This is a genomic window from Thiohalocapsa sp. (assembly GCF_022340605.1).
GTDB lineage: Bacteria > Pseudomonadota > Gammaproteobacteria > Chromatiales > Chromatiaceae > Thiohalocapsa.
The window spans coordinates 1-23,774 of sequence record NZ_JAJDNQ010000140.1 but is presented as its reverse complement, the minus strand read 5'-3'; the positions used below and the strand labels follow the sequence as shown (position 1 = coordinate 23,774).

At 67.9% G+C, this 23,774-nt stretch carries 19 protein-coding genes and 1 pseudogene; 13 read left to right on the top strand and 7 right to left on the bottom strand.

Annotation, left to right across the window (positions count from 1 at the left end; all coding sequences use genetic code 11):
* Positions 1–35: 35 nt before the first annotated feature.
* Complete coding sequence (locus LJE69_RS17220) at positions 36–1,172, top strand: glycerate kinase (RefSeq protein WP_296927262.1); 1,137 nt, start codon at positions 36–38, stop codon at positions 1,170–1,172.
* A 383-nt stretch (positions 1,173–1,555) separates the two neighbouring features.
* On the opposite strand, the pseudogene LJE69_RS17215 reads toward LJE69_RS17220, so the two are convergent.
* The 3 genes and pseudogenes from LJE69_RS17215 to zwf form a co-directional block, all read right to left on the bottom strand.
* Positions 1,556–1,759, bottom strand: a pseudogene (locus tag LJE69_RS17215) (hypothetical protein); the annotation flags it as partial.
* Between the two features lie 99 nt (positions 1,760–1,858).
* Complete coding sequence (locus LJE69_RS17210) at positions 1,859–2,542, bottom strand: ankyrin repeat domain-containing protein (RefSeq protein ID WP_296927261.1); 684 nt, start codon at positions 2,540–2,542, stop codon at positions 1,859–1,861.
* 136 nt (positions 2,543–2,678) lie between these two features.
* Positions 2,679–4,154, bottom strand: a complete 1,476-nt coding sequence (gene zwf / locus LJE69_RS17205; RefSeq protein ID WP_296927260.1) for a glucose-6-phosphate dehydrogenase — start codon at positions 4,152–4,154, stop codon at positions 2,679–2,681.
* Positions 4,155–4,582: 428 nt separating this feature from the next.
* Here zwf and glgA point away from each other — a divergent pair, with 428 nt between their 5' ends.
* A complete protein-coding gene (gene glgA / locus LJE69_RS17200) occupies positions 4,583–6,109 on the top strand; it encodes a glycogen synthase GlgA (protein ID WP_296927259.1) in 1,527 nt (508 codons plus the stop codon).
* A 304-nt stretch (positions 6,110–6,413) separates the two neighbouring features.
* Positions 6,414–8,285, top strand: coding sequence for an alpha-amylase family glycosyl hydrolase (locus tag LJE69_RS17195; RefSeq protein ID WP_296927258.1), 1,872 nt, complete (start codon positions 6,414–6,416; stop codon positions 8,283–8,285).
* Between the two features lie 284 nt (positions 8,286–8,569).
* Here the strand turns inward: LJE69_RS17195 and LJE69_RS17190 are convergent, their stop codons facing one another.
* Entirely contained in the window at positions 8,570–9,685 is a 1,116-nt protein-coding gene (locus tag LJE69_RS17190) for a calcium:proton antiporter (RefSeq protein WP_296927257.1), read from the bottom strand.
* Between the two features lie 472 nt (positions 9,686–10,157).
* On the opposite strand from LJE69_RS17190, the gene LJE69_RS17185 reads away from it, so the two are divergent.
* Entirely contained in the window at positions 10,158–10,556 is a 399-nt protein-coding gene (locus LJE69_RS17185) for a hypothetical protein (RefSeq protein ID WP_296927256.1), read from the top strand.
* A gap of 138 nt (positions 10,557–10,694) precedes the next feature.
* On the opposite strand, the gene LJE69_RS17180 is transcribed toward LJE69_RS17185, so the two are convergent.
* Entirely contained in the window at positions 10,695–11,573 is an 879-nt protein-coding gene (locus tag LJE69_RS17180; protein WP_296927255.1) for an SIR2 family protein, read from the bottom strand.
* Positions 11,574–12,116: 543 nt separating this feature from the next.
* Here LJE69_RS17180 and nifE point away from each other — a divergent pair.
* The 7 genes from nifE (at position 12,117) to fdxB (ending at position 17,549) form a co-directional block, all read left to right on the top strand.
* Positions 12,117–13,580, top strand: coding sequence for a nitrogenase iron-molybdenum cofactor biosynthesis protein NifE (nifE, locus tag LJE69_RS17175; RefSeq protein ID WP_296927254.1), 1,464 nt, complete (start codon positions 12,117–12,119; stop codon positions 13,578–13,580).
* Positions 13,573–14,982 (top strand): nitrogenase iron-molybdenum cofactor biosynthesis protein NifN, encoded by a 1,410-nt coding sequence (nifN, locus tag LJE69_RS17170; RefSeq protein ID WP_296927253.1) that lies wholly within the window; start codon positions 13,573–13,575, stop codon positions 14,980–14,982. Before nifE ends, nifN begins: the two co-directional genes overlap by 8 nt.
* 61 nt (positions 14,983–15,043) lie before the next feature.
* A complete protein-coding gene (locus LJE69_RS17165) occupies positions 15,044–15,538 on the top strand; it encodes a NifB/NifX family molybdenum-iron cluster-binding protein (RefSeq protein ID WP_296927251.1) in 495 nt (164 codons plus the stop codon).
* Positions 15,539–15,667: 129 nt separating this feature from the next.
* On the top strand, positions 15,668–16,150 hold the full coding sequence (locus tag LJE69_RS17160; protein ID WP_296927250.1) for a SoxR reducing system RseC family protein: 483 nt from the start codon (positions 15,668–15,670) through the stop codon (positions 16,148–16,150).
* Between the two features lie 116 nt (positions 16,151–16,266).
* A complete protein-coding gene (locus LJE69_RS17155) occupies positions 16,267–16,737 on the top strand; it encodes a NifX-associated nitrogen fixation protein (protein ID WP_296927249.1) in 471 nt (156 codons plus the stop codon).
* Between the two features lie 188 nt (positions 16,738–16,925).
* Positions 16,926–17,138, top strand: a complete 213-nt coding sequence (locus tag LJE69_RS17150; protein WP_296927248.1) for a CCE_0567 family metalloprotein — start codon at positions 16,926–16,928, stop codon at positions 17,136–17,138.
* A 102-nt stretch (positions 17,139–17,240) separates the two neighbouring features.
* On the top strand, positions 17,241–17,549 hold the full coding sequence (gene fdxB / locus LJE69_RS17145) for a ferredoxin III, nif-specific (RefSeq protein ID WP_296927247.1): 309 nt from the start codon (positions 17,241–17,243) through the stop codon (positions 17,547–17,549).
* 165 nt (positions 17,550–17,714) lie between these two features.
* On the opposite strand, the gene LJE69_RS17140 is transcribed toward fdxB, so the two are convergent.
* Both LJE69_RS17140 and LJE69_RS17135 read right to left on the bottom strand, forming a co-directional pair.
* The gene (locus tag LJE69_RS17140; protein WP_296927246.1) at positions 17,715–18,329 is read right to left on the bottom strand and encodes a hypothetical protein; all 615 of its coding nucleotides are present in this window, start codon (positions 18,327–18,329) and stop codon (positions 17,715–17,717) included.
* 592 nt (positions 18,330–18,921) lie between these two features.
* Positions 18,922–20,556 carry a cation:proton antiporter family protein gene (locus tag LJE69_RS17135; RefSeq protein WP_296927245.1) on the bottom strand — a complete coding sequence of 545 codons (1,635 nt, stop codon included), beginning with the start codon at positions 20,554–20,556 and terminating at the stop codon, positions 18,922–18,924.
* Positions 20,557–20,795: 239 nt separating this feature from the next.
* Here LJE69_RS17135 and fusA point away from each other — a divergent pair, with 239 nt between their 5' ends.
* The gene (fusA, locus tag LJE69_RS17130; RefSeq protein ID WP_296927244.1) at positions 20,796–22,844 is read left to right on the top strand and encodes an elongation factor G; all 2,049 of its coding nucleotides are present in this window, start codon (positions 20,796–20,798) and stop codon (positions 22,842–22,844) included.
* 318 nt (positions 22,845–23,162) lie between these two features.
* Positions 23,163–23,375, top strand: coding sequence for a Uma2 family endonuclease (locus LJE69_RS21030; protein ID WP_367114703.1), 213 nt, complete (start codon positions 23,163–23,165; stop codon positions 23,373–23,375).
* The last annotated feature ends 399 nt before the right edge of the window (positions 23,376–23,774 follow it).

Below are 23,774 nucleotides of genomic sequence, written 5' to 3'. Positions count from 1 at the left end.
CGACCGCAACGACGGGATTCTGTGCCTGCCCCAGCATGCCCAAGATCATCCTCGCCCCCAACGCGCTGAAGGACAGCTGCACCGCTGCCACGGCAGCCGCCGCCATGGCCCGCGGCATTGCTCGCGCGCTGCCGGACGCCGAGCTGGTGCAACTGCCGGTGGCCGACGGCGGCGACGGACTGGCCGAGGTGCTCACCGAGGTGCTGGACGGCGAGCATCGAACCTTCACCGTCACCGGCCCGCGCTTCACACCGGTGGATGCGGCGCTGGTCTGGAGCCCCGCCCACCGCACGGCCGTCGTCGAGATGGCGCTCGCCAGCGGCCTCGCGCTGCTCGCCGAGCACCAGCGTGACGCCACGGCCACCACGACGCTCGGCACCGGCGAGCTGATGCGCGCCGCGCTGGACCTCGGCGCCAAGCACATCATCGTCGGCCTCGGCGGCAGCGCCACCAACGACGGCGGCGTCGGCATGGCCCAAGCCCTCGGTTGGCGGTTCCTGGACGCCGCGGGCCAACGCGTGGAGCCCATGGGTAGCCGGCTCGCCGACATCGCCCGCATCGACGCCACCGACAAGGACCCGCGGCTGGCGCAAACCCGCATCGAAGCCGTCTGCGACGTGGACAACCCCCTCACCGGCTCGCGCGGCGCCGCCCGGGTCTACGGCCCACAAAAGGGTGCGAGCCAAGCACAGGTGGACGCCCTCGACGCCGGCCTCGCCCACCTGGCGGGCCTGATCGAGCGCGACCTGGGTCTGAGGATCTCAGACCTCCCCGGCGCCGGCGCAGCCGGCGGCATCGGCGCCGGCCTCGCCGCCTTCGCCGGCGCGACGCTCCGGCCCGGCGCCGAGCTGGTGCTGGACCTGCTGGAGCTCGACCACCACCTCGCCGGCGCCGACCTGGTCCTCACCGCGGAAGGCCGCATCGACCACCAGACCGCCCACGGCAAGGCCCCCGCCGCCGTCGCCGCCCGCGCCAAGGCATATGGCATTCCGTGCATCGCCATCGCCGGCGGCATCGGTGATGACATCGCCGCGCTGCACGCCATCGGCATCGACGCCGTCTTCAGCCTCTGCCACGGGCCGATGAGCCTGGACGCCGCCCTGGCCAACGCCCAACCCCTGCTCGCCGATGCCGCCGAGCAAGCCGTCCGCGCCTTCTTTGCCGGCCGCTGAGCCGCCCCCGGTACGCCGCTTCAGTCGATGATCATCTCCAGCCGGTACTTCGCCACCTCGTCGCGGCGCGCGGCGCTGCGCATTAGATAGACGCGTACCTTGTAATCGCCGCTCGCGGGCAGCGTGCCCTCATACTGGTTGCCGGACGTGGAGCCGATGAACATCGCCTCGTCCGCCTTGCCCGGCGCGATGATGTTGAAGTAATTGGCCCCGTTGTCCGTGGCCATGCTGACGTTCATGGACTGGCCCTTGCGCGCACCGAGCACGTAGTCCACGGTCTCGTAGCCCTTGATGGTGCCCTGTACCGTCGCGCTCGTGGCGCCCTTCTCGAAGTGAACCCGTTCCGTGCGGATGTCGTCCGCCACGGCGCGGGAGCGGTCGGCGAAGTCGTGGTAGAGCACATGCGGGCGCTCCAGGGAGTGCGCGAGGGCGGTGGCGAAGGCGGTCTTGCGGCGCTCGCCGTCGCCTTCGATGCTGAGCGTGCGGATGCCGTCGGCGGGGCCGTGGAGCAGGCAGCAGACCTGGAATTCGTAGTCGTCGTTGGACTCGAATCCGTTCCGAGCCATGGTTTCGCGGAGGCTGACCATGGGAGGGATGATAAGGGAAGTTCGGGGACGAAGCCCGATATGGGCTCGATGCAGCCGACTGGTCGTCGGGCCTCCTGGCGTCGGCCCGACCTACGTCGCTCAGCTTCCCGCCGCGGGCTGCGCGCTCGGAGCGGCCGGCGCGAGCAGCGCTGCCACGTCGGCATGCCCCAGTTCCTGTGCATGCCAGGCCGCGTCATGACCCTGGAAGTCCGGCAGCGTGGTGTCGGCGCCGCGGGCGAGCAGCAGCTTGACGGTGTCGGTGTTACCGCGCTGGGCGGCCCAGATGAGCGGGCTGTAGCCCTGTGTCTGCTCCTGGGCGTCGATCGCGGCGCCGTTGTCAAGCAGCAGTTTGACCACGTCCACGTGGTTGTTGCCGGCCGCCAGCAGCAGGGCCGTGTAGCCGCCCTTGTCGGCGGCGTCGACCGTCGCGCCAGCGGCGAGCAGGCGCTTGGCGACCTCCAGGTGACCGTTGTTGGCGGCCTTCATCAACGCGGTCCACTGGCAGCTGTCGCGGACGTTGGCGTCGCGGTTGCGGCGCAGCAAGGCGTCCAGGGCGGAGACATCGCCGCGCTCGGCGACTTGCAGCAGCTTGGGCGTGCTGGACTGCTCGGTGTCGGCGGACTGGTTGCAGCCGGCCAGCAGCAGCGGCACGGCGGCCAGCAGCACCGGCAGGAATCGCGGGAGGATGCGCTTGCTCATGGTGGAAATGGCAATGGGATGCGTTTGCGTGTTCATGCGGGCATCTTCGCCGATGGCGTTGCCATAACCAATGCGAAAGCGCAAGGTCAATGTGCTGAGGGGCTGCGGTCTGGGGTTTGGAGTCATCTTCAACCGATAGTGTGTGTCGCCCTGGAGGGCGACACTCCGGCCGACACGCCGGCCGACACGCCGGGCGATGCGCGGCGTCGGCGCACGGGTCTCACTCGTCCAGTCCGTTGCGCCAGTGCTGATCCTCCTTGTCGAACAGGCGATTGGCCTCGCGCGGCCCCCAGCTGCCGGCGTCGTAGGTGTGGATGAACTCGCGCTCGGTGGCCCAGAGCTTGAGCACCGGGTCGACGACACTCCAGGCGCGCTCAACCTCGTCGGAGCGCAAGAACAAGGAATGATCGCCGCTCAGCACGTCCAGGATCAGCGCCTCGTAGGCGTCGATGTGGTCTCGGCCGATGGAGCACGTGCTGGCATCCAGGCGCTCGGTCTGGGTGCGCATGGTGAGCCCGGGCTGCTTCACCAGCAGCTCGAAGCGCATGCACTCGTTGGGCTGGATGTTGAGCAGCAGCCAGTTGGGCTTGAGCTGCTCGATGGGGGTGTCGCTGAAGAGCTGCTGGGGCGGGTGTCGGAAGCGGATGGCGATGAGCGAGCGCGTCGCCGCCATGCGCTTGCCGGTACGCACGTAGAAGGGCACGCCGCGCCAGCGCCAGTTGTCGATATAGAGCTTGAGCGCGGCGTAGGTCTCGGTGGTGCTGTGCGGGTCCACGCCTTCCTCTTCCAGGTAGCCCGGCACGCGGACACCCTCCTCCTGGCCGGCGCGATACTGCGCGCGGAAGGCGTGGGCATGCACCGCCTGGCGTGGGATGGGCCGGATGGAGCGCAGCACCTTGACCTTCTCGTCGCGCAGCGCCTCGGCGTCCAGGCTCGGTGGCGGCTCCATGGCCACCAGCGTGAGCATCTGCAACAGGTGGCTCTGGATCATGTCCCGCAGCGCACCGACGCCGTCATAGAAGCCGGCACGCTTGCCGATGCCCTTCGCCTCGGCATGGGTGATCTGCACGTGGTCGATGTAGTTGCGGTTCCACAGGGGCTCGAGCAGCAGGTTGGCGAAGCGGAACACCAGCACGTTCTGCACCGTGCTCTTGCCCAGGTAGTGGTCGATCCGATAGATCTGCTCCTCGTGGAAGTGGCGTTGCAGATGCTCATCCAGGATCTCGGCGCTCTCGAGGTCGTAACCGAAGGGTTTTTCAACCACCAGGCGCGCCCAGCCGTGCTCCGGGCGGCTCAGCCCGCAGGCGGCGAGCCGGTCCGCAGCCTCACCGTAAAAGGTGGGCGCGATGGCCAGATAGAACACCAGGTTGGGCGGGAAGCCATCGTCGTCGCGCAGGCGCTGCGCCAAGCGCTGGAAGCCGGCGTCGTCCTCCAAATCGCCCTCGACGAAGTGAAGCCGCTCCAGGAGCCGCTCCAGCACGGCGCCGTCCAGCCGCTCGCCGAGCTGCTGGCCGAGAATCTCGCGCACCTCGCCGCGCCAGTGCTCGTCGGTCCAGTCGCGGCGGCCGAAGCCGACGATGCGCATCGATGGGGCCAGATGATCGGCGCGCTCCAGGTTGTAGAGCGCGGGCAACAGTTTTATTTGTGACAGATTGCCGGTGGCGCCGAAGATCACGAGCGTGCAGCATGTGGGCATGGAATATCCTCCGCCGATGGAAAATGTCTGTCGTACATTGGCTGAACTTTGTGCTAGCTTGATTGAACAAAACCTAGCCATCGCCGCAGGTCGTCCGACGTACGGGCTCCCGACAGCAGACCTGGACGGGATACGGGCCAACCGCCCCCATCGGTCAGCGGAGCGGGCTGCAGAGATGGGATCGGGCGCTGCAGGATCTGGGAACGGCGCACCGTCCGCACCGGTTCGCGCACATAGCGCGGCCACGGCGCCAGCCCGCGCAGCGTCGAACCCGCCCACGCAGCGTCGAGCCCAGCCGCGCAGCGTCGAACCCAGCCGCGCAGCGTCGAACCCAGCCGCGCCGCTTCGACCCCGGCCGCGCAGCTTCGACCCCGGCCGCGCAGCATCGGAGTCCACCCACGAAGAAACCCAATATTGCGCCGACCCCCATGGACCACAGTGAGATTTCTCCTGACGCCAGCCCGACCGGCTACCGCGTACTGATCGCCAGCAGCGAGGCCCATCCGCTGGTCAAGACCGGCGGTCTCGGCGACGTGGCATCGAGCCTGCCCATGGCGCTGCGCGACTTAGGCCACGACGCGCGGCTCGTCCTGCCCGCCTACCCGAGCGCCAGGAAGCAAGTACGCGAGTTGAAGCACCTGATGGACCTGCGCATCGCCGGTGCCGTCGGTGGCGTTCACCTGCTCGGCGGCCTGCTGCCGGACCGCGACCTGCCGGTGTATCTGGTGGACGCACCGGCCTATTTCTGCCGCGAGGGCAACCCTTACACCGACGTCAGCGGGCGCGACTGGGGCGACAATCCGGAGCGCTTCCTGCTCTTCAGCCGTGTCGTCGCCCACCTCGCCATGGGGCTGCCGCCGCTCGAGTGGCGCCCGCACATCCTGCACTGCAACGACTGGCAAACGGGCCTGGCGCCGGCACTGCTGCGCGACCAGGACGAGCGCCCGGCGACGGTGTTCACCATCCACAATCTCGCCTACCAGGGGCTGTTCGACCGCGCCACCTTCGACCGGCTGCACCTGCCGGCGTCGCTCTGGGCCGTGGCCGGGCTGGAATTCCACCAGCGCATGTCGTTCATCAAGGGCGGCATCGTCTTCTCGGACCGGGTCAACACCGTGAGTCCGCGCTACGCGGACGAGGTGCGCACCCAGCGCTTCGGCTGCGGCCTGGACGGCCTGCTGCGGCAACTGGGCGGGCGCTTCCGCGGCATCCTCAATGGCATCGACTACCGCATCTGGAACCCCGCCGACGACCCGGCCCTGCCGCAGGGCTACGACAGCGACCACGTGCACCTGAAGGGCGAGAACAAGCGCGCCCTGCAGCAGCGCTTCGGCCTGCCGCGGAACGAGCACGCCTTTGTGCTCGGCCACGTGGGCCGGCTGGTGGAGCAGAAGGGCGTGGACCTCATCATCGCCATCCTGCCGCGGCTGGTTGCCGTAGGCCAGGTGCAACTGGTGATGCAGGGTGCCGGCGACCGCGCCTTGGAGCAGGCGTTGCAGGACGCCGCCGCCCAACACCCGGACCGGGTCAGCGTCTTCGTCGGCTACGACGAGCCGCGCGCGCACCTGATCGAGGCCGGCTGCGACGCCTTCCTGATGCCCTCGCGCTTCGAGCCCTGCGGGCTGAACCAGATGTACAGCCTGCGCTACGGCAGCGTGCCCATCGTGCACAGCACCGGTGGCCTCGCGGACACCGTCGTGGACGCCAGCGACGCCGCGCTGGCCACCGGCACCGCCACTGGCTTCCTATTCAACGACCCGAACCCCGACGGGCTCTGGTACGCCGTGGAGCACGCGCTCTGGATGCACCGCGAGCGCCCGGAGCAATGGCGCCAACTGGTGCTCGCCGGGATGCGGCAAGACCTGAGCTGGCAGGCCAGCGCCAGACGCTATCTGGCGTTCTACGCCGAGGCCATCGCCTCCCGGGAGCGGCTGCCGGAGGCGGCCAGCGCCTGAAGACGGCCAGCGCTGACGTGCCCAGCCGCCTGCGCTCCGCCCCTAGCCCTTAGAGACCGTGAAAGTATTGCTCGCAACGCCGAAAGCGAGCGGATCGTAGGTCGGGTTAGCGATAGCGTAACCCGACAATAAACGGCTTACCGGCGCCCATCGTCGGGTTACGCCGCGCTAACCCGCAGTTCAGGCCGCCGGCGACGCCGGTGCTGAATATCGCCCCGCATTGGCCAATAATCGGCGCCGTGTGAGCCGCCGACAGGCGTGCCGTACGATTTCCACAGCCTGAAGCACCGCGGGTGAACCCAAGATGATCGACCTCGAGCAACTCGGCGCCGTGCCGGACACCACGGCGGGCTCGGACCGCCTGCGCCTCGGCATCCTGTTACCGGCCATCACGCCGGACAAGGGTTATCGGCTGTTCGCCGACCTGATTCACCAGGCGGACCAGTTCGACCCCGGCATACCCGCCATCGCCGTGGAGCTGTTACACGCCGGCGGCGAGTACGACCGCTGGGCCTTCGACGGCCACCTGTCCGCGCTGCCCGGCGGCACGGGGCACTTCGGCCAGCCGGGGCGCTATCTCTACCGCTACCGGCTGGAACAAGCCGGCCATACCCTGGTGCCATTCTTCGCCGACCCGTTCGCGCGCTTGAGCGGGACGGGGACCATGAGCGCCTTCGAGCTGCCCGCCGCGCCGCCCATGGCGTGGACCGACGCCGGCTTCCGCGTGCCGGCCCTGGACGAGCTCATCTGCTACGAGTTGATGGTGGACGACTTCGCGCGCGACTTCGACGGCGTGCGCGAGCGGCTCACTTACCTCAAGAGTCTCGGCGTCAACTGCATCGAGCTCATGCCGGTCACCAATGTGCCGGAGCCCTACCGCTGGGGCTACATGCCCATGAGCTACTTCGCCATCGAGGAGCGCTACGGCGGCGTGGCCGGGCTCACGGCGCTGGTGGATGCCTGTCACGCGGAGGGCATTGCGGTGATCCACGACGCCGTCTACGCCCACATGCACGAGGAGTTCGCCTACCGCAAGGTCTACGACCTGACCGGCGAGCCGAACCCCATGATCGGCCCCTTCGCCGGCGATCTGTTCGGCATCGGCACGGACTTTTACAAGCCCTTCACCCACGACTACTTCAGCGCCGTCAACCGCTACTTCATCGAGACGCTGCACTTCGACGGCTTTCGCTATGACTACGTGCCGGGCTTCTACGACGGCGCCACCGGCAGCGGCTATGCGCGGCTGGTGTTCGAGGCCTACCAGGCGAGCAAGGCCATCGGGCGCTTTCAGCAGCCCGAGGGCCACAGCGGCATCCTCCAAGTGGCCGAGTACCTGGACCGCCCCAAGGCCGTGTTGCGCGAGACCTACACCACCGCCAGCAAGCGCTGGTGGCCCATGGACAAGGCGATGGCAATGATACGGGGTCCGCACGGCCCGGTGCCCGAGGGGCTGATCCACGACCTGCTGCTGATCGACCTCGGCGAGCCGTGGCCCGAGCACTACGAGAACCCGGAACTCGGCGACAGCTTCCCGGTGGCGCCGCTCCAGTTCATCGAGTCCCACGATAAGAGCCGGCTCATGTACCTGCTGAGCGGCGAGCACAACCCCTACCAGGGCGGCTTCGACCTGTTCGGTCGGGACTACCAGGCCTGGTACCGGCTGCAACCCCTGGCCATCGCCCTGATGACCGCCGTCGGCATACCGTTGCTGTGGCAGGGGCAGGAATTCGGCGAGACCTACGGCCAGCACGACGACGGCGGCTCCCGCGTGCTTGCCGCCCGCCCCCTGCACTGGAACTTCTTCTATGAGCCGGGTGGACGTGCGCTGACCAACCTCTACCGCCGGCTCGGCCAGCTCCGCCACGAATTGCAGGCCCTGCGCAGCCGCAACGCCTGGTACCACCAGGACCGCTCGGACCCCGCCCACGGCCTCATCGTCTACCAGCGCTGCCCGGACCACGGCGCCGAGCCGACGGTGATGGTGCTGCTCAACTTCAGCGGCATCGACAGCGTCATCCGCGTCCCCTTCCCGCGCCCGGGCGAGTGGACCGACCGCCTCGGCGGAACCGCCACCGACGCCGCCCTGGTGCTGGACCTGCCCGCGGGCGAGACCGATGTCGAGGTCGACGTGCCATCCAACTACGGGCGGGTGCTAGTGAGCGGGTCGGGCTGAGCGAGCCGGCACCGAAAGCTGCCGGAAAGCATGCCGGGCCATTGTCGCTGTCACCGCCAAGCACGGCAGCAGCCACCGCTCGCCGCCATCGTGGGCGCCAACCGGAAGCGCCAACTGGGAGCGTCAACCGGGAGCGCCGGCATATTGCCGGCAACCGGGTCCGGCGGCTTCCAGCCGCCGGTACGGGACGAGGCACAGCCGTCCAGCAGTTGACCCTGCGAATCCCCCCTCGGTGGCAGAACGCTCCCGTTCTCAATACCCGACGGGCAGCCGGCGCTCCCCGCTCAAGGCGCAAAGATCAGCATCAGATAGGCCACGAACAGAATCAAGTGCACCATGCCTTGCAGCAGGTTGGTGCGCGCGGCGCTGAACGTCACGACGGATACCACGAGCGTCAGCAGCAGCAGGGCGAAGTCGGCGTGCTGGAGCCCGAGCTCCACGGTCTCGCCAGTCGCCAGGCTCACCATCAGCACCGCCGGCACCGTGAGCCCGATGGTCGCCAGCACCGAGCCCAGCAGGATGTTCACCGAGCGCTGCAAGCGGTCCTCCAACACCGCTTCCAGCGCACCGATGGCCTCCGGCGTCAGCACCAGCGCTGCCACCACGAAGCCGCCGAGGGCCGCCGGCAGGCCGAAGGTCTCGATGCCGTAGTCGATGGGGATCGCGATCTTCTTCGCCAGCAGCACCACCGGCAGCATGTACGCCAGCAGCATGGCCGCGTGAAAGGGCAGCGAGCGGATCACCCGGCCGTGGTCGCCGTGGTTGTCCGGGTGCCCCGGATCTCCGGCCGCGAAATAGCCGGCATGGCGCACCGTCTGGATGGCCAGGAAGGTGCCGTACAGCGCCACGCACATCACCACCAGGAAGGCGGCCTGGAAGCCGGACAGGGTCGGCGCCGAGGTGGACACGGTGTAGTCCGGCAGCACCAGCGCCAGCACCGCCAGCGGGATAATCACCGACAGATAGGCGTTGGCCCCCTGGAGGTTGTACACCTGCTCGCGGTAGCGTAGCGCACCGACCAATAGCGTCAGACCCACCAGGCCGTTCAGCACGATCATGATCACCGCGAACATGGTGTCCCGCGCCAGCGACGGATTGTCGCGGCCGTGGAGCATCAGCGTGGCGATCATCATCACCTCGATGGTGATGACCGACAGAGTCAGGATCAGCGTGCCGTAGGGCTCGCCCAGCTTCGTTGCCAGACACTCGGCATGATGCACCACCCGCAGCGCCGCCCAAAGGATGACGGCGAACAGCCAAACGAAATGGAAGACGAACCAGAGCGGGTTGCCCGGCGCCGCGAGCCAGTCGCTGCCGAACAGCAGGAACAGCACGGTGGTGGCGACGATGGGCGCGAGCGGCGCCTCGGCGCGGGACACGGAGATGGTTGCAGCACTCATGGGCAGGAAGTCCTGATGTTGAAGCAGGGATCACTCAGCGTCGTCGCGACCACCGGCGCCGCGCGGCGCCGGTGTCGATATTAGCCTCGTCGAGCGTCCGGCACTCAGCCGCCATAAATCAGTGGCAACATCCCTCGTGCCGAGCTCCGGAGCCCGCCCCCCGTTACGCTGTTCGCTGCCGCGCCTGCGGCGAGCTCAGTAACATCGAGCGCCGCAACGCGCTCGCGGCGCCGATCCTTGGCGACAAACCGATGGCCCTCCGCCGGCAGCGTCTCAAAATGGCGGACCGTCCTGCTCTGCACGAAAAGCGCCCACAGATCGGCGTTTCCCTAGGAACAACGGGCCGGGTCAATGATCCGACGCCGGGGCACAACTATCATTTGCGACTCCGATTGCGCCGCCGCCCTGCGGCCTGAGCCGACGGCGGATGCGCCCAAGCTCCGATGGCTCCCGCCCACAACGAGGAAGTCGCATGCCCCGAATCAGCCAGCGCGTCAACGACCTAGCCGAGCTGCCCGCGGTCTTGGAAGAGGTCCGTCATCTGCTCCAGTACCACACCGAGTCCGGCTTCAGCAGCGAGGAGGCCAACGGCTACGCACAGCAACTCCATGACCTCCAGGACTTGCTGATCCCCGCGTGGCGCGAGCGCCTTGCGGGTGCCGCCTACGCGGTGGAGGTCGTGGCCGTCCCGGAGCTCGGCGGTTTTGTGAAGATCGTGATCGAGCGCGAGGGGACGGCCGCCGTTCAGGTCTTCACCGAGTCCTACGGGCACTTCAACGCCGAGATGTTCGACGGCTCCTGCAACCAATACGTCTATCAGCGGGTTCTCTGCTACCTGGAAGGGCTCGACTCCGGGCGGGTGCCGCTCTAGCGCAACAGTGCGCAAGTCCCGAAGCGGTCGCGAGTGCTCATGTGGCACATGGGTGCGCGATTCCCGGGGGACCGTAGGACGACGGTTCCTCGCGCTCCGGCCACCAGCGCGCTAACGATACCCCGTATCGCAGCGCCCTCAGCGGCCCGCCTCGAACGCGGACTGCGCCGGTGCAGCGTCGGCGCCGCCAACCGCGGCAAGCAAGTCCGCCACATCTGCCGCGATGACCTCGACGCCCTTTTTCTCGCAGAAGCGCAGTTCCTTCTCGGTGGGCTCCGCGATCAGCGCGTAGCCCGCGGGCTCGCCCGCCGCGTAGATGATGTCGGACATCACCATCCGCTCCGTGTCGCGGGTAAAGCGCATGCCGAGGAAGAGATACTGCCGCCCTACCCGGTACTCTTTCAGGAACTTCGGCAGGCCGAAACCGCCCATCAGCTCGGTGATGTAGTCGACGAAGTCGGCATCGGAGGCGATATAGGTGGCGTCCGGCCGCGGGCTGCCTAGCGGCTTGAACAGGATCGGCAGCTTGGGGTCGGCATCGGCCTGGTCGATCTCGCGGTAGCGCTCGCCGTCGTAGGCATGCAGCTTGAAGCGATAGTCGGTGCCGCCGACGCGGGCGATGCCGCGGATCAGCGTGTGCGGGCGCCCCGCGTAGGAGTCCTGGAGTTGGGTGTCGCGGTTGATGTCGATGACATAGGGCGGCGCCGCGGCGGCAAGCCAGTCGTGCAGCGCGCTCCGGGTCCAGTGGCGCTGGCCGTAGAGGCCGTCCAAGAAGCGGTTCACGGCGCTGCGGCCCCGTTTCAATTCCACGTCCATGGCCGCGCGCGGGAACTCCCACATAAGCCGCGGCGCCATGGGACGGCCATTGTTCATGGCCAGGATCAGGTCGTCGCTCAGCGCCGGCATGGGCGCGCCGCTCTCGGCGTCCGTCACGTCTGCCAGCACGCCGGGGCCGAGGTAGGGAATCAGGTCGCCGCGCTGCACGGCACGGGCGAGGGCATCGAGAGACAGGGACATGGGCTTGGTGTCCTTTCGTTGTCGGGCAGAGGGTTATCCCGGCGAGATACGCAAGATTGGCGCCAGTCTAGCCCGAACGGCGGCCGTCCGCGGGCAGGTGACGACTGCTCACGCGAAGCCGCGGACCGGCGAGCTGACGAAGGTGGGTCACGCGAAGCCGCGAAGACGCGAAGGAAGTAGAGCCTTATGGCAACGCGCGAAGGCGGATAGGCGATCGACGCCCATCTCGAATTCAACGGGTTTCAAGACAAGCACAGTATTGGTTCGCCGGACCAGCCCAGTGCATCACCCTGCCCCGCTTCGCGTCTTCGCGTGCCCCCCCTTCAACAGCAGCCAGGCAACGCTGTGCCAAACCCTTCATCCAGTGCGGCTTGTCGGCTTTCCGACAGGCGCCGGCGGTCCCGTTGCGGTTTCTCAGCCACGGCCACGCGAGCTTTCTCCAACAATCACTTAGCGCGCACATCGCGCCGCGCGCGACAGCCGCCGGCGCGCTGGCACGGCTTCTGCTTCTCTGGCCCCGAAAGCATCCCAGCAGGATCGAGCATGAAGCAGAAAGACATCGCGGCGCTCTTAGACGAACCGGCGTGCGAGCACAACAAGAAGGCAAAGTCCGGCTGCGCCAAGCCCAAGCCCGGCGCCACCGCCGGCGGCTGCGCCTTCGACGGGGCGCAGATCGCGCTCCTGCCCATCGTCGACGTCGCGCACATCGTGCACGGCTCCATCGCCTGCGCCGGCAGCGCCTGGGACAACCGCGGCACCCGCTCCACCGGCCCGACGCTGTTCAAGCTCGGCATGACCACCGACCTGACGGAGCAGGATGTCATCATGGGCCGCGGCGAAAAGCGGCTCTTCCACGGCATCAAGCAGGCGGTGGAGACCTACCATCCGGCGGCGGTATTCGTCTACAACACCTGCGTGCCAGCGCTCGTTGGCGACGACATCGAGGCCGTCTGCAAGGCGGCGGCCGAGCGCTGGGGCACGCCCGTGATCCCGGTGGACGCCGCCGGCTTCTACGGCACCAAGAACCTGGGCAATCGCATCGCCGGCGAGACCATGGTGAAGCGCGTCTGCGGCACCCGCGAGCCGGACCCGGTGCCCGCGGGTATCGAGCGCGACGGCTTCAAGGTGCACGACATCACGCTCATCGGCGAGTACAACATCGCCGGCGAGCTCTGGCACGTGCTGCCGGTGCTGGACGAGCTGGGGCTGCGGGTGCTGTGCACGCTCTCGGGCGACGCGCGCTTCCGCGAGGTGCAGACGATGCACCGCTCGAAGGCGAACATGATGGTCTGCTCCAAGGCCATGATCAACGTCGCCCGCAAGCTCAAAGACGCCTACGGCACCCCTTGGTTCGAGGGCAGCTTCTACGGCGTCGCCGACATGTCGCAGGCGCTGCGCGACTTCGCCCGCCTCATCGACGATGCGGACCTCACTCGCCGCACCGAGGCGCTGATCGCCCGCGAAGAAGCGCGCATGGACCAAGCGCTGGCTCCCTGGCGCGAGCGCCTCGCCGGCAAGCGCGCCCTGCTCTACACCGGCGGAGTGAAGTCGTGGTCGGTGATCTCGGCGCTGCAGGATCTCGGCATGACCGTGGTGGCCACGGGCACCCGCAAGTCCACGGAAGAAGACAAGGCCCGCATCCGCGAGCTGATGGGCGATGACGCGCCGATGCTGGAGGACGGCAACCCGCGCGCTTTGCTGGATCAGTACCGGCGCTTCGACGCCGACATCATGATCGCCGGCGGTCGCAACATGTACACGGCGCTGAAGGCGCGCATCCCCTTCCTCGACATCAACCAGGAGCGCGAATTCGGCTACGCCGGCTACGACGGCATGCTGGAGCTGGCACGCCAGCTCTGCGTGACCCTGGAGAGCCCCATCTGGGCCGCCGTGCGCAGCGCCCCGCCTTGGGCCACCCGCACCAAGGCGGATGTCGTGGGAGCGCCGTCCCCGGCGCGATCCGCCGAGCAGACCATCGCGGCACCGGAGGTCGCCACCCATGCCTGAGACGACCATCACCCCACCCGAGATCGTCAAGCGCAACAAGGCGCTGGCGGTCAGCCCGCTCAAGGCCAGCTCCACGCTCGGCGCCACCCTCGCCTTTCTCGGCATGGACCGCTGCCTGCCCATGCTGCACGGATCGCAAGGCTGCACCGCCTTCGGCAAGATCTTCTTCATCCAGCACTTCCGCGAGCCCATGCCGATGCAGACCACGGCGCTGGACCAGGTCAGCACCATCATGGGCAGCGACGACGCCGTGGTGGAGGGGCTCGCCACCATCGCCGCCAAGCACGCGCCGGCGCTGATCGGGCTGCCGACGACGGGCCTGACCGAGACCCAGGGCGCCGACATCGAGCGCGCCGTGGCCATGTTCCGCGCCAAGCACCCGGAGTACGACCAGATCGCCGTGGTGCCGGTGAACACCCCCGACTACGCCGGCAGCCTCGAGTCCGGCTTCAACGCCGCGCTCAAGGCCATGATCGAGCGCCTCGTGCCCAAGGCCAGCGCCGCCGGCACCAAGCCCGGCCGCCGGCGGCGGCAGGTGAACGTGCTCGCCGGTGCGCACCTCACGGTCGGCGACATCGAGCACATCAAGGACCTGCTGGAGCGCTTCCGGCTGCGGGCGCTGGTGCTGCCGGACATCTCGGACTCCCTGGACGGCCACCTGACCGACGCGGACTTCAGCGCCGTCACCATCGGCGGCACGCGGCTCGACGAGCTGGCCCACGCCGGCGACTCGGTGGCGACCCTGGTCATCGGCAGCTCGCTCGCCGGCGCGGCCGACGCGCTGGCCGCCCGCACCGGCGTGCCGGACTACCGCTTCGCGCACCTGATGGGCCTCGAGGCCATGGACGCCTTCATCACGGCGCTGGCGGAGATCAGCGCCGAGCCGGTGCCGGAGCGCATCACCCGGAGCCGCAGCCAGCTCCAGGACGCCATGCTCGACGCCCATTTCGCCTTAGGCCAGGCCCGCTTCGCCGTGGCCGCGGACGGCGACCTGCTGGTGGCGCTGACTCAGCTCCTGGCCGGCATGGGTGCGGAAACCGTCGCCGCCGTGGCGCCGAGCAACAGCCCGGCCTTGCAGCAGGTGGCGGCACGATCGGTGAAGATCGGCGACCTCGAGGACCTGGAGCAGGCCGCCCGCGCCAGCGGCGCCGAGGTGCTCATCACCAACAGCCACGGGGTGCACACGGCAGAGCGCCTCGGCATCCCGCTGCTGCGCGCCGGCTTCCCGCAGTTCGACCTCCTCGGCGGCTACCAGCGCCAGTGGGTGGGCTACACCGGCACACGGGCGACCCTGTTCGAGCTCGCCAATATCGTACTCGGCCTGCACAAGGGCGAAATCCACGCCTACCGCTCCAGCCTCAAACAATGGCCGGAGGCGGAGCAGGACGCCGCCGCGGCCTGAGCCCCGGACCAAACGATCCGGCGAACCGATCCAGCGAGCCCCGTCACGGCGGGAGAGGACCATGACCCTGCAACGCAAGCTCAAGCTCATCGATGGCGGCACCACCGCCGGCCTTGCCGAGGACGGTGGCGGCACGGTGCTGGTGGCCTTCGCCAGCGCCGACCGCAAGCACGTCAACCAGCACTTCGGTGCGGCAGAGGGCTTCGTCATCTACCGTGTCGGTCCACATCGCTACGAGCTCAAGGAGGCCGCCCAGTTCGGCCGCCTCGATATGGACGGCAACGAGGACAAGCTCGCCGCCAAGATCGACGCCCTGGCCGACTGCGTCGCCGTCTACTGCCAGGCCGTCGGCGCCTCGGCCATCGGCCAGCTCAAGAACCACGGCATCCAGCCCATCAAGGTGGCGCCGGACACCCTCATCAGCGGTCTGCTGCGGGAGCTGCAGCAGGAATTGCGCGAGGGTCCCAGCGCCTGGCTCGCGCGCGCCATCGAGCGTCGCGCACCCCGCAGCGAAAGCCGCTTCGATGCCATGGAAGCGGAGGGCTGGAGCGAATAGGAAGGGCCGAGCGCCGAGTGCTCAGGGCCACAAGCCGCGTGACAACCCCAGGGCTCGGTCCTTGGCGCGCATCGCTGGCAACCGCACCGAACCGACGTGAACAAGAGAAACCGATCACGAGCGCAGACCATGATTGAACAAGAAGCCGCCGTTGTCGCCGTGGCTGACGGCGCCGCCCTGGTGGAGGTGCCGCGCCAAAGCAGTTGCTCCACTTGCGGGCACGGCAACGCCTGCGGCACCGCCACCGTCGCCAAGCTGTTCGGCAACGGCAACAGCACCCGCCTGCGCGTGATCGACCACCTCGGGCTCGCCACCGGGGAGCGGGTCATCATCGGCATCCGCAGCCGCATGCTGGTGCGCGCGTCGCTGGCCGCGTACCTGCTGCCCCTGCTGGCGTTGTTCGGGGCCGCCGGCGGCGCCCAGGCGGCTGGGCTCGGCGACACCGCCGGCGCAGCCACCGGCGTCGTCGGCCTGCTCGCCGGGCTTTGGCTTGCGGGACTCATCACCGGCGGCAGCGGCGCCAAGGCCCGCTTTCGCCCGGTCCTGCTGCGGCGTGCGACCACCGCTGGCTACGTGACCTGCGAGCCGCCGCATCCGACAGTGGCGGGATGAAGAATAGTGCGCAGTGCGGCGTGCGAAGTGCGCGGGGCCGAGCCACTGCGATCCAGGCACTTCGCACTTCGCACTTCGCACTTCGCATTGAACCCTTAGAAAGACCCAAGCCAACCATGACCACTACCTCCAAAATCGCCGCCGACGACCCAGTTCTGACCACCGATTTCGGCCTCGAGATGGTGCGCCAGATGCGCGCCATCGACGCCTACGGCACCGCCGACAACCAGTCCCCGGCAGAGGTCCTGGCACCCTTCGTGCTCACCAAGGAAGAAAAGCGCGAGCTGCCCATCGTCGGCGACCCCGACGAGATCGTCGTCGCACGCATCAAGGTGTTCTATAACGCCATCTCCGCGCTGATCGAGCAGGAGTGCGGGCGCATGGCCGTGCCGCTGGTGAACCTCACCCACGAGGGCTTCGGTCGCGTGCTCATCACCGTCGGCAAGCTGGTGGTGCTGGACCGCGCCGTGCGCGACGTGCACCGCTTCGGCTTCCCGAGCCTGAGCAAGATGAAGGACGAGGCCGACAAGCACCTGTCCGTGGCGCTGGAGCTGGTGGGCGAGTATCCGGACGTGGCGGGGCTGTAGGAAGTACGGGGTACAAAGTACGGGTGCGCATCGGGGCAACTGAGCAACACCGCCGCCAACGCTCCGACGTTCTGAGTGCGAAGTGCGAATTGCGTGGCTGGCCCAGCCAGCCCCCAGCCCCCAGCCCTCAGCCCTCAGCCCCTCATTTCAGCCCCCGGGCCGTGACAAGTTGAGCAGAGTAGAGACCCATGACTGACGAAGACCTGAAGAGCCTGGAGAAGGCCGTCAAGAAGGCCAAGCGCATCGCCAGCGAGCGTGCCAGCGAGCTGCACGACCTGGTGGAGGACCGCCTGCCGGCGGCCTACGAGGAAATCCCCGCCGTGGCCCAGGCTACGTACGAAGCCTGCCAGGCCTGGGCGGAGGCCAACGCAAGACTCAAGGCCGCGGAGGCGGCCGCCTGAGCATCACCTGAACCAAAGGGGCTCGACATCGGGAGCACGGCAGGGTTTGGCGCGGCGAGCCCGCCCCACCGGCCAGTCCCCTGCCCCTCAACGGAGAGCGACATGAGCACCATCACCGGCCTGACCCGCGGCGGGTCCCAGTGGACCCCGGCATTCGTCACGGCACTGAACCAGAACAACTGCATCGGCTGCGGGCGCTGCTTCAAGGTCTGCCCGCGCGACGTCTTCGAGCTCATCGACCGGGACGACTTGGACCTCGACGACGATGACGACTTCGACGACGAGTTCGACGAGGCGCCCGGCATGGTCATGAACCTGAAGAACGTCATGGACTGCATCGGCTGCGAGTCCTGCTCGCGGGTCTGCCCCAAGGGCTGCCTGAGCCACGAGCCGCAGCCGCTCGCCGCCTGAGCCGGGCACGGCGGCACATCGCCCGTCCGTTCGCTTGCCCGGCCCGGCGCCAGCGCCCGGGCGGAGCGGGCACCGGCCGAGGTGCCTGCCCCCGAAAGGGCCGCGGTGACCGTGGCACGACCGTGAGCCCCGAACTCGGCCTCGGCCGCGCCAGTCATGCGCCGGTCACGCGCTGGGCTTGGCCGGCGCCCTCTTGGCGCCAGCCGGCTTGGCGGCTGATTCGCTGGCCTTGGTTGCGGCCTTCTTATCGGCCGCCTTATCGGTTACGGCCTTCTTGTCTGCCACCTTCTTGGTGGCCGCCTTGTTCGCTGCCGCACTCCCGGGCGGCGTCTTCTTCGGCGCGCTCTTCTGCGCTGCGGTCGTCTTTGCAGCAGTCTTCTTGGCGGCCTTCTTTTCCGCCGCCGACTTCGGCGCGGTCGCCTTCTTCGCGGCCGGCGCCTTCAAGGCGGTTGTCTTCTCGGTCGCAGCCTGCTCGAGAGCCGCCAGGCTGCCGGTCGCCATGGCCGATGCGGCGGGTGTCGGATTGGTGTGTCTTGGCGCTGCCGCGAGAGCTCGCTCCGATGACTGCCGCGGGGCCGCGGCCGGAACCGCGCTCGGCGCCGGCCAAGCCGTGGCCGGCGGCTCGGTCCGCGGGGGCTGCTGCGCGGCCGCGGCCGGCGGAGCCGCGGCACTGAGCTCCGCCGCCAGCGCCGGCGCATCCGCCGCCGCGGCCGGCGGTGCCCGGCGAGGCGATGGCTTTCCAAACAATCCGTCCAACAAGTCTTTGATCAGATAGTACATACATACCCCTAAAGGATTGCCCGGCTACCCGGCCAACCGCTAACGAAACGATGAAGGTCTATGTGCGAGAGATGGCGGTGACAGTCTTGGCCGGCTGGCCGCCGACGCCGTTGCAGCGTCCTCTGTCCAGCCCCAGATCCGTCGGCGCGGAATGCTAACATCGGCCGCTGTTTCGGGTGGGATCGATGATGCAGGTCGCCGCGCCACGTCCGGCACCGGCATCCCAAGACGCCCGTCACAACGGCACCGCCGCGGATGCTGCATGCTTAAGCTCTGGACCATCGAGCGCACGCGCTACGCCGCAGGCAACCCCGACAGACGTGCCGTCAGGCCCGATGAGCAGGGTTCATGCTTAGGGGTCAGTAGGACTAATCTTTAACTCAGAACCTGACGGGGTATTTTCAGAGACGCAAGCGCATCGATTCTCTTTTCGATCACCGCGCGCCCGCGACCAGCGTGGCTGCACGACACCGGTCCCTAGCTGTGCGTCCTTTGGCGGCCAACAATTGGCCGCTTTTTTTTGCCCGCGTCTTGCACGAAGGACCGAATCTGGCCAGACGCCGACGCCACGACGCGGCAGCGCCGGCACGGCTCAGGTGACGCAGGCCGACGTGCCCGCTCCTGGTGCGCCGCTGTCCGGATCATCCGCGCTCGGCGTCAGCGCCGAGCACACGTGCTGGGCAAGGCCGGCACCGGCCTCGGCGTAGAGATTGAACACCTGATGCACACCGGCGGCGCGCAGCGCTGCCTCATCGTCCGGGAACTTGGCGATGGCCCCGACGCTGCCCCTGAAGCCCTCCTTCAGCAGGTGCTCGGCGGCGAAGACGTTCTCGTGCGCCTGCGGCATGGCCAGCAGCACGAGCTTGATATGACCGTCGTCGAGGTGCAGCCGGTGCCAGAAGTCGGCGTCCGTCGCCGAGCCCTGCACGACGTTGCGGCCCGCGGCCTTGTGCCGTTTCACGCTGTCCGGATCGGCGTCGATGCCCACCGGCCGCAGCCCCCGTTCCTGGACCAGGAAGTCGTAGGCGCCGCGACCGACGCGCCCCATCCCCACGATCATCACGTCCGCATCGCCGGGGTCGATCTCGCGTTCCACGTCCAGGCGCTTGCTGCGTTCCTGGCGCCGCAGCCGGGCGCTGAACAGCTCGTAGAGCGCGTGCGACTGCGCATTGAGCGGCGAGGCGATGACGAAGGACAGGGCCACGGTGATAGCGACGATAGCTAGCCAGTCCGAGGACAACCACCCATTCTTGTTGGCCACGGCGGCGACGATGAGACCAAACTCGCTATAGCTGAACAGGGTCAACGCGCCGAGCAGGGCCGTACGTGCCCGCAGCCGAAAGCCGAGCAGCAGTTGCTCGAACAGGAAGCCCTTCAGCAGCAGTGCCGCCAGCAGCAGGATCACCACCGGCAGCATGTCCAGGCTCGGCGTCGCGGTGAGCCCGATGCTCAAGAAGAAACCCACCAGGAAGAGATCCTTCAGGCCGAGCAGCGCCTTCGCCAGCTCACCGGACTTCGGATGCTGGGCGACCAAGACGCCGATCACGAGTGCACCGAGATCGCCCTTGACCCGCGCGAGCTCGCAGAGCTCCGAGAACCCGAGCCCGAGCGTGAGGCCGAACAACAGCAGCAGCTCGCCGTGTCCCACCCGCTCCAGGAGCCAGAACAGCAGCGGACGCGCGTAGAAGACGGCAAGCAGCCCGAGCGCCCAGAAGGTCGGGATCTTGCCAGCCGTGAAGGCCAGAAACAGTACCGCAATGAGATCCTGCACGATGAGGATGCCGATGGCGATGGTGCCGTAGAGGGAGCCCATTTCGCCCTTCTCCTCCAGCACCTTCACCGCGAACACGGTGCTGGAGAAGCTGAGCGCGAAGGCCAGCACCAGCGCCGGACCGTATTCCATGTCCGCCAGATGCGGGAGACCGAGGTTGCCGAAGGTCAGGAGCAACGGCACCAGCAGCGCGACGATCGCCACCATGTGCAGCGATGCCACGCCCCACACTTGCGGCGCCGCCAGACTCTTCGGCTTGAGTTTCAGGCCGATGGTGAACAGCAGGAGCGTGACGCCGAGTTCCGACAGCGTCTCTATCAGGGGTCCCGACTCGGCGCCGAGCCCATGCAGCACGAAACCGGCGACCAGATAGCCCACCAGCGGCGGCAGCCCATACTGTTTGGCGGCAACGCCGGCGCCAAAGGCGACAGCAATCCAGGTGATGGCGTCGAACATCGACGGCGACTCCACTGCAGGAAGAACGCATCCAGCGGCCAGCCCCGGTCCCTGGTCCCTAGCCCTTGGCACCATAGCCGCACGGCCGACTTGACGCAAAGCACAGTCTGTGGCGATTCGCGCCGGCGCCCCGCCGCGCGTGACAAGGGCGTTACGATATACTCGACCAACGCGCGGTCCTGCCCTGGACAACGCCGACCGCCATTCCCGAAAACCGCTTAACGATCAAGGGTCAATCCATGTCCGAATACAACGCGGAGGACGTCCGCAACGTCGCCCTCGTCGGCCATGCCGGAGCCGGCAAGACCACGCTGGTGGAAGCACTTCTTGCTGCCGCCGGTGCCATCAAGGAGCCGGGCAGCGTCGCCAAGGGTACGGCGGTCTGCGACTGGGACGACATGGAGAAGGACCTTAAGCACTCGCTCGATGTCGGCATCACCGGCTTCACCACCCACGGCAAGCACATCAACCTGCTGGATGCGCCCGGCTACCCCGACTTCCTCGGCCGGGCGCTGTCGGTGCTGAGCGCCGTGGAGACCGCCGCCATCGTCGTCAATGCCGAGAACGGCATTGAGAACCTGACTCAGCGCATGTGGAACGCCGCCGACCGGCGCAACCTCTGCCGCATGTTCATCATTAACCGCATCGACGCGGACGGTGTGGACCTCGGCGAGCTCACGACCCAGATCCGCGACGCCTTCGGCGCCGAGTGCCTGCCCATCAACCTGCCGGCGGAGGGCGGCAAGCGCGTCATCGACTGCTTCTTCAACCCGGCCGGCGAGGGCGCCGACTTCTCCAGCGTCGAAGAGGCCCACAGCCAGATCATCGACCAGGTCGTGGAGGTGGACGAGGACCTCATGGACGTCTACCTGGAGCAAGGCCAGGAGCTTAGACCCGAGCAGCTCCACGACGCCTTCGAGGAGGCCCTGCGCGAGGCACACCTGGTGCCCATCTGCTTCTGCTCCGCCGAGACCGGCACCGGCATCCCCGAGCTCTTGGAGATCCTGACCCGGCTCATGCCGAACCCGGCAGAAGGCAACCCGCCGGCCTTCATGAAGGGCGAGGGTGCCAACATGCAGCCGGTCGCGGTAACGCCGGACCCGGGCAAGCACGCCATCGCACACGTGTTCAAGATCATCAACGACCCCTTCCGGGGCAAGATCGGCATCTTCCGCATCCACCAGGGGCGCATCACGCCGAACACCCAGCTCTTCATCGGCGACGCCCGCAAGCCCTTCAAGGTCAACCACCTGTTCCGCGTGCACGGCGCCGAGCTGATCGAGGACGACGAGGGCGTGCCCGGCGACATCCTCGCCGTCACCCGCGTAGACGACATGCACTTCGATGCCGTGCTGCACGATAGTCACGACGAGGACCATTTCCATCTGAAGAGCATCGAGTGCCCGATTCCGCTGTTCGGCCTCGCCGTCAACGTCGCCAAGCGCGGCGACGAGCAGAAGCTCACCGACGCGCTGCACAAGCTGGAGGCCGAAGACCCCTGCTTCCACGTCGAGCACAACGCCGCCGCCAACGAGACGGTGATGCGCGGCCTCGGCGAGCTGCACCTGAAGGTGCTGATGCGGCGGCTCTCCGAGCAGTTCCACGTGGACATCGAGACCAAGCCGCCGAGCATCCCCTACCGCGAGACCATCACGGCCAAGGCCGAGGGCCATCATCGCCACAAGAAGCAGACCGGCGGCGCGGGCCAGTTCGGCGAGGTGTACCTGCGCATCGAGCCGCGCGAGCAGGGGGCAGGTTTCGAGTTCGCGGACGAGACCGTCGGCGGCTGCATCCCGAACCAGTTCATCCCGTCCATCGAGAAGGGCGTGCGCCAGGTTCTGGATGAAGGCGCCATCGCCGGCTATCCGCTGCAGGATGTCCGCGTGGCCGTGTACGACGGCAAGTCCCACCCGGTGGACTCCAAGGACATCGCCTTCGCCACCGCCGGCAAGAAGGCCTTCCTGGAGGCCGTGGACAAGGCCAAGCCCGTGATCCTGGAGCCCATCGTCAAGATCCGCATCACCGCGCCCGACAGCAACATGGGCGACCTCGCCGGCGACCTGTCGGGACGGCGCGGGCGCATCAACGGCAGCGAGTCCAAGAGCCGCGGGCGCATCGTCATCGAGGGCGAGGTGCCGCTGGCGGAGCTCGAAGGCTACGAGTCCAGGCTCAAGTCCATCACCGGCGGCGACGGCACCTACGCCATCGAGCTTAGCCACTACGAGGCGGTGCCCGCCAACATCCAGAAGCAACTGAGCGACGCCTTCCAGCGCGCGAGTGACGACTGAAGCAACCCGTCGTATGCGGTGAGCGCGAGCAAGCCGCATCGTCTCCAAGGTCAGCGCCACCGCGCGCCGAGGCGCTGATGCGAGACTGGGTAAGAATCCGTCGTAGGTCGGGCTGAGGTACGAAGCCCGACAGGATGCGCGCAACGTAACCGCCTGATTGCCGCGCCTCCTTCGTCGGCCCGACCTACAGGAGCGCGCGTCGTTCGGTGGCGAGCGCGAATACTTGCCCGATCTCACTGATCCGCGTCGGCGCAGCGGCGATGGCACAGTCTCTGGATGTGCTACGGGCTCCTACCCCGCGCTTCCTGAGCGGCGCCACTGTACTTCGACCGCGTCGCCAAGAAGCGGCTCTACGCCCGCAACGGCATCCCCGAGTTCTGGATACTGGACCTGAAGACGGGATTGCTTGAGGTCTACCGCGAGCCTCACGGCGAGGACTTTGCGGTTCTGGAGAGCTATGGAAAAACCGGCGCGGTGAACCCGCTCGGGGCGCCGAATGCGGTGATCCAAGTCGCCGACTTGCTCCCCTGAGCCGGCGGGCATATGGCTGACTCGCCGCAGCTGGCGCCGCCGCCACGGGGCGCCGACCACTAAAACCGCGCCGGCATGCGACTGATTAGATCCCGAAGCTCCCGAAGCGTCTGTCGCCACGGGTAGCAGGAAATTGGGCAAGGGCACTCGTGCAACAGTGCGCAAGTCCCGAAACCGTCTCAGGTCGTTGTCGTTATCGTCATCGTCATCTCAACCGTGCGGATACTCGATTACGACAACGACAACGACAACGAGGCAGCAGGGTCTCGGAATTTCGGTCTTGATCGTAACTCCGACCAAGCGCTCGTCCTGTGGGAGCGGCGTCCCCGCCGCGACCGGGCGCCCGTCGCGCCGAGGACGGCGCTCCCACGGCGGTGGACGGACTTATGATCAAGGCCG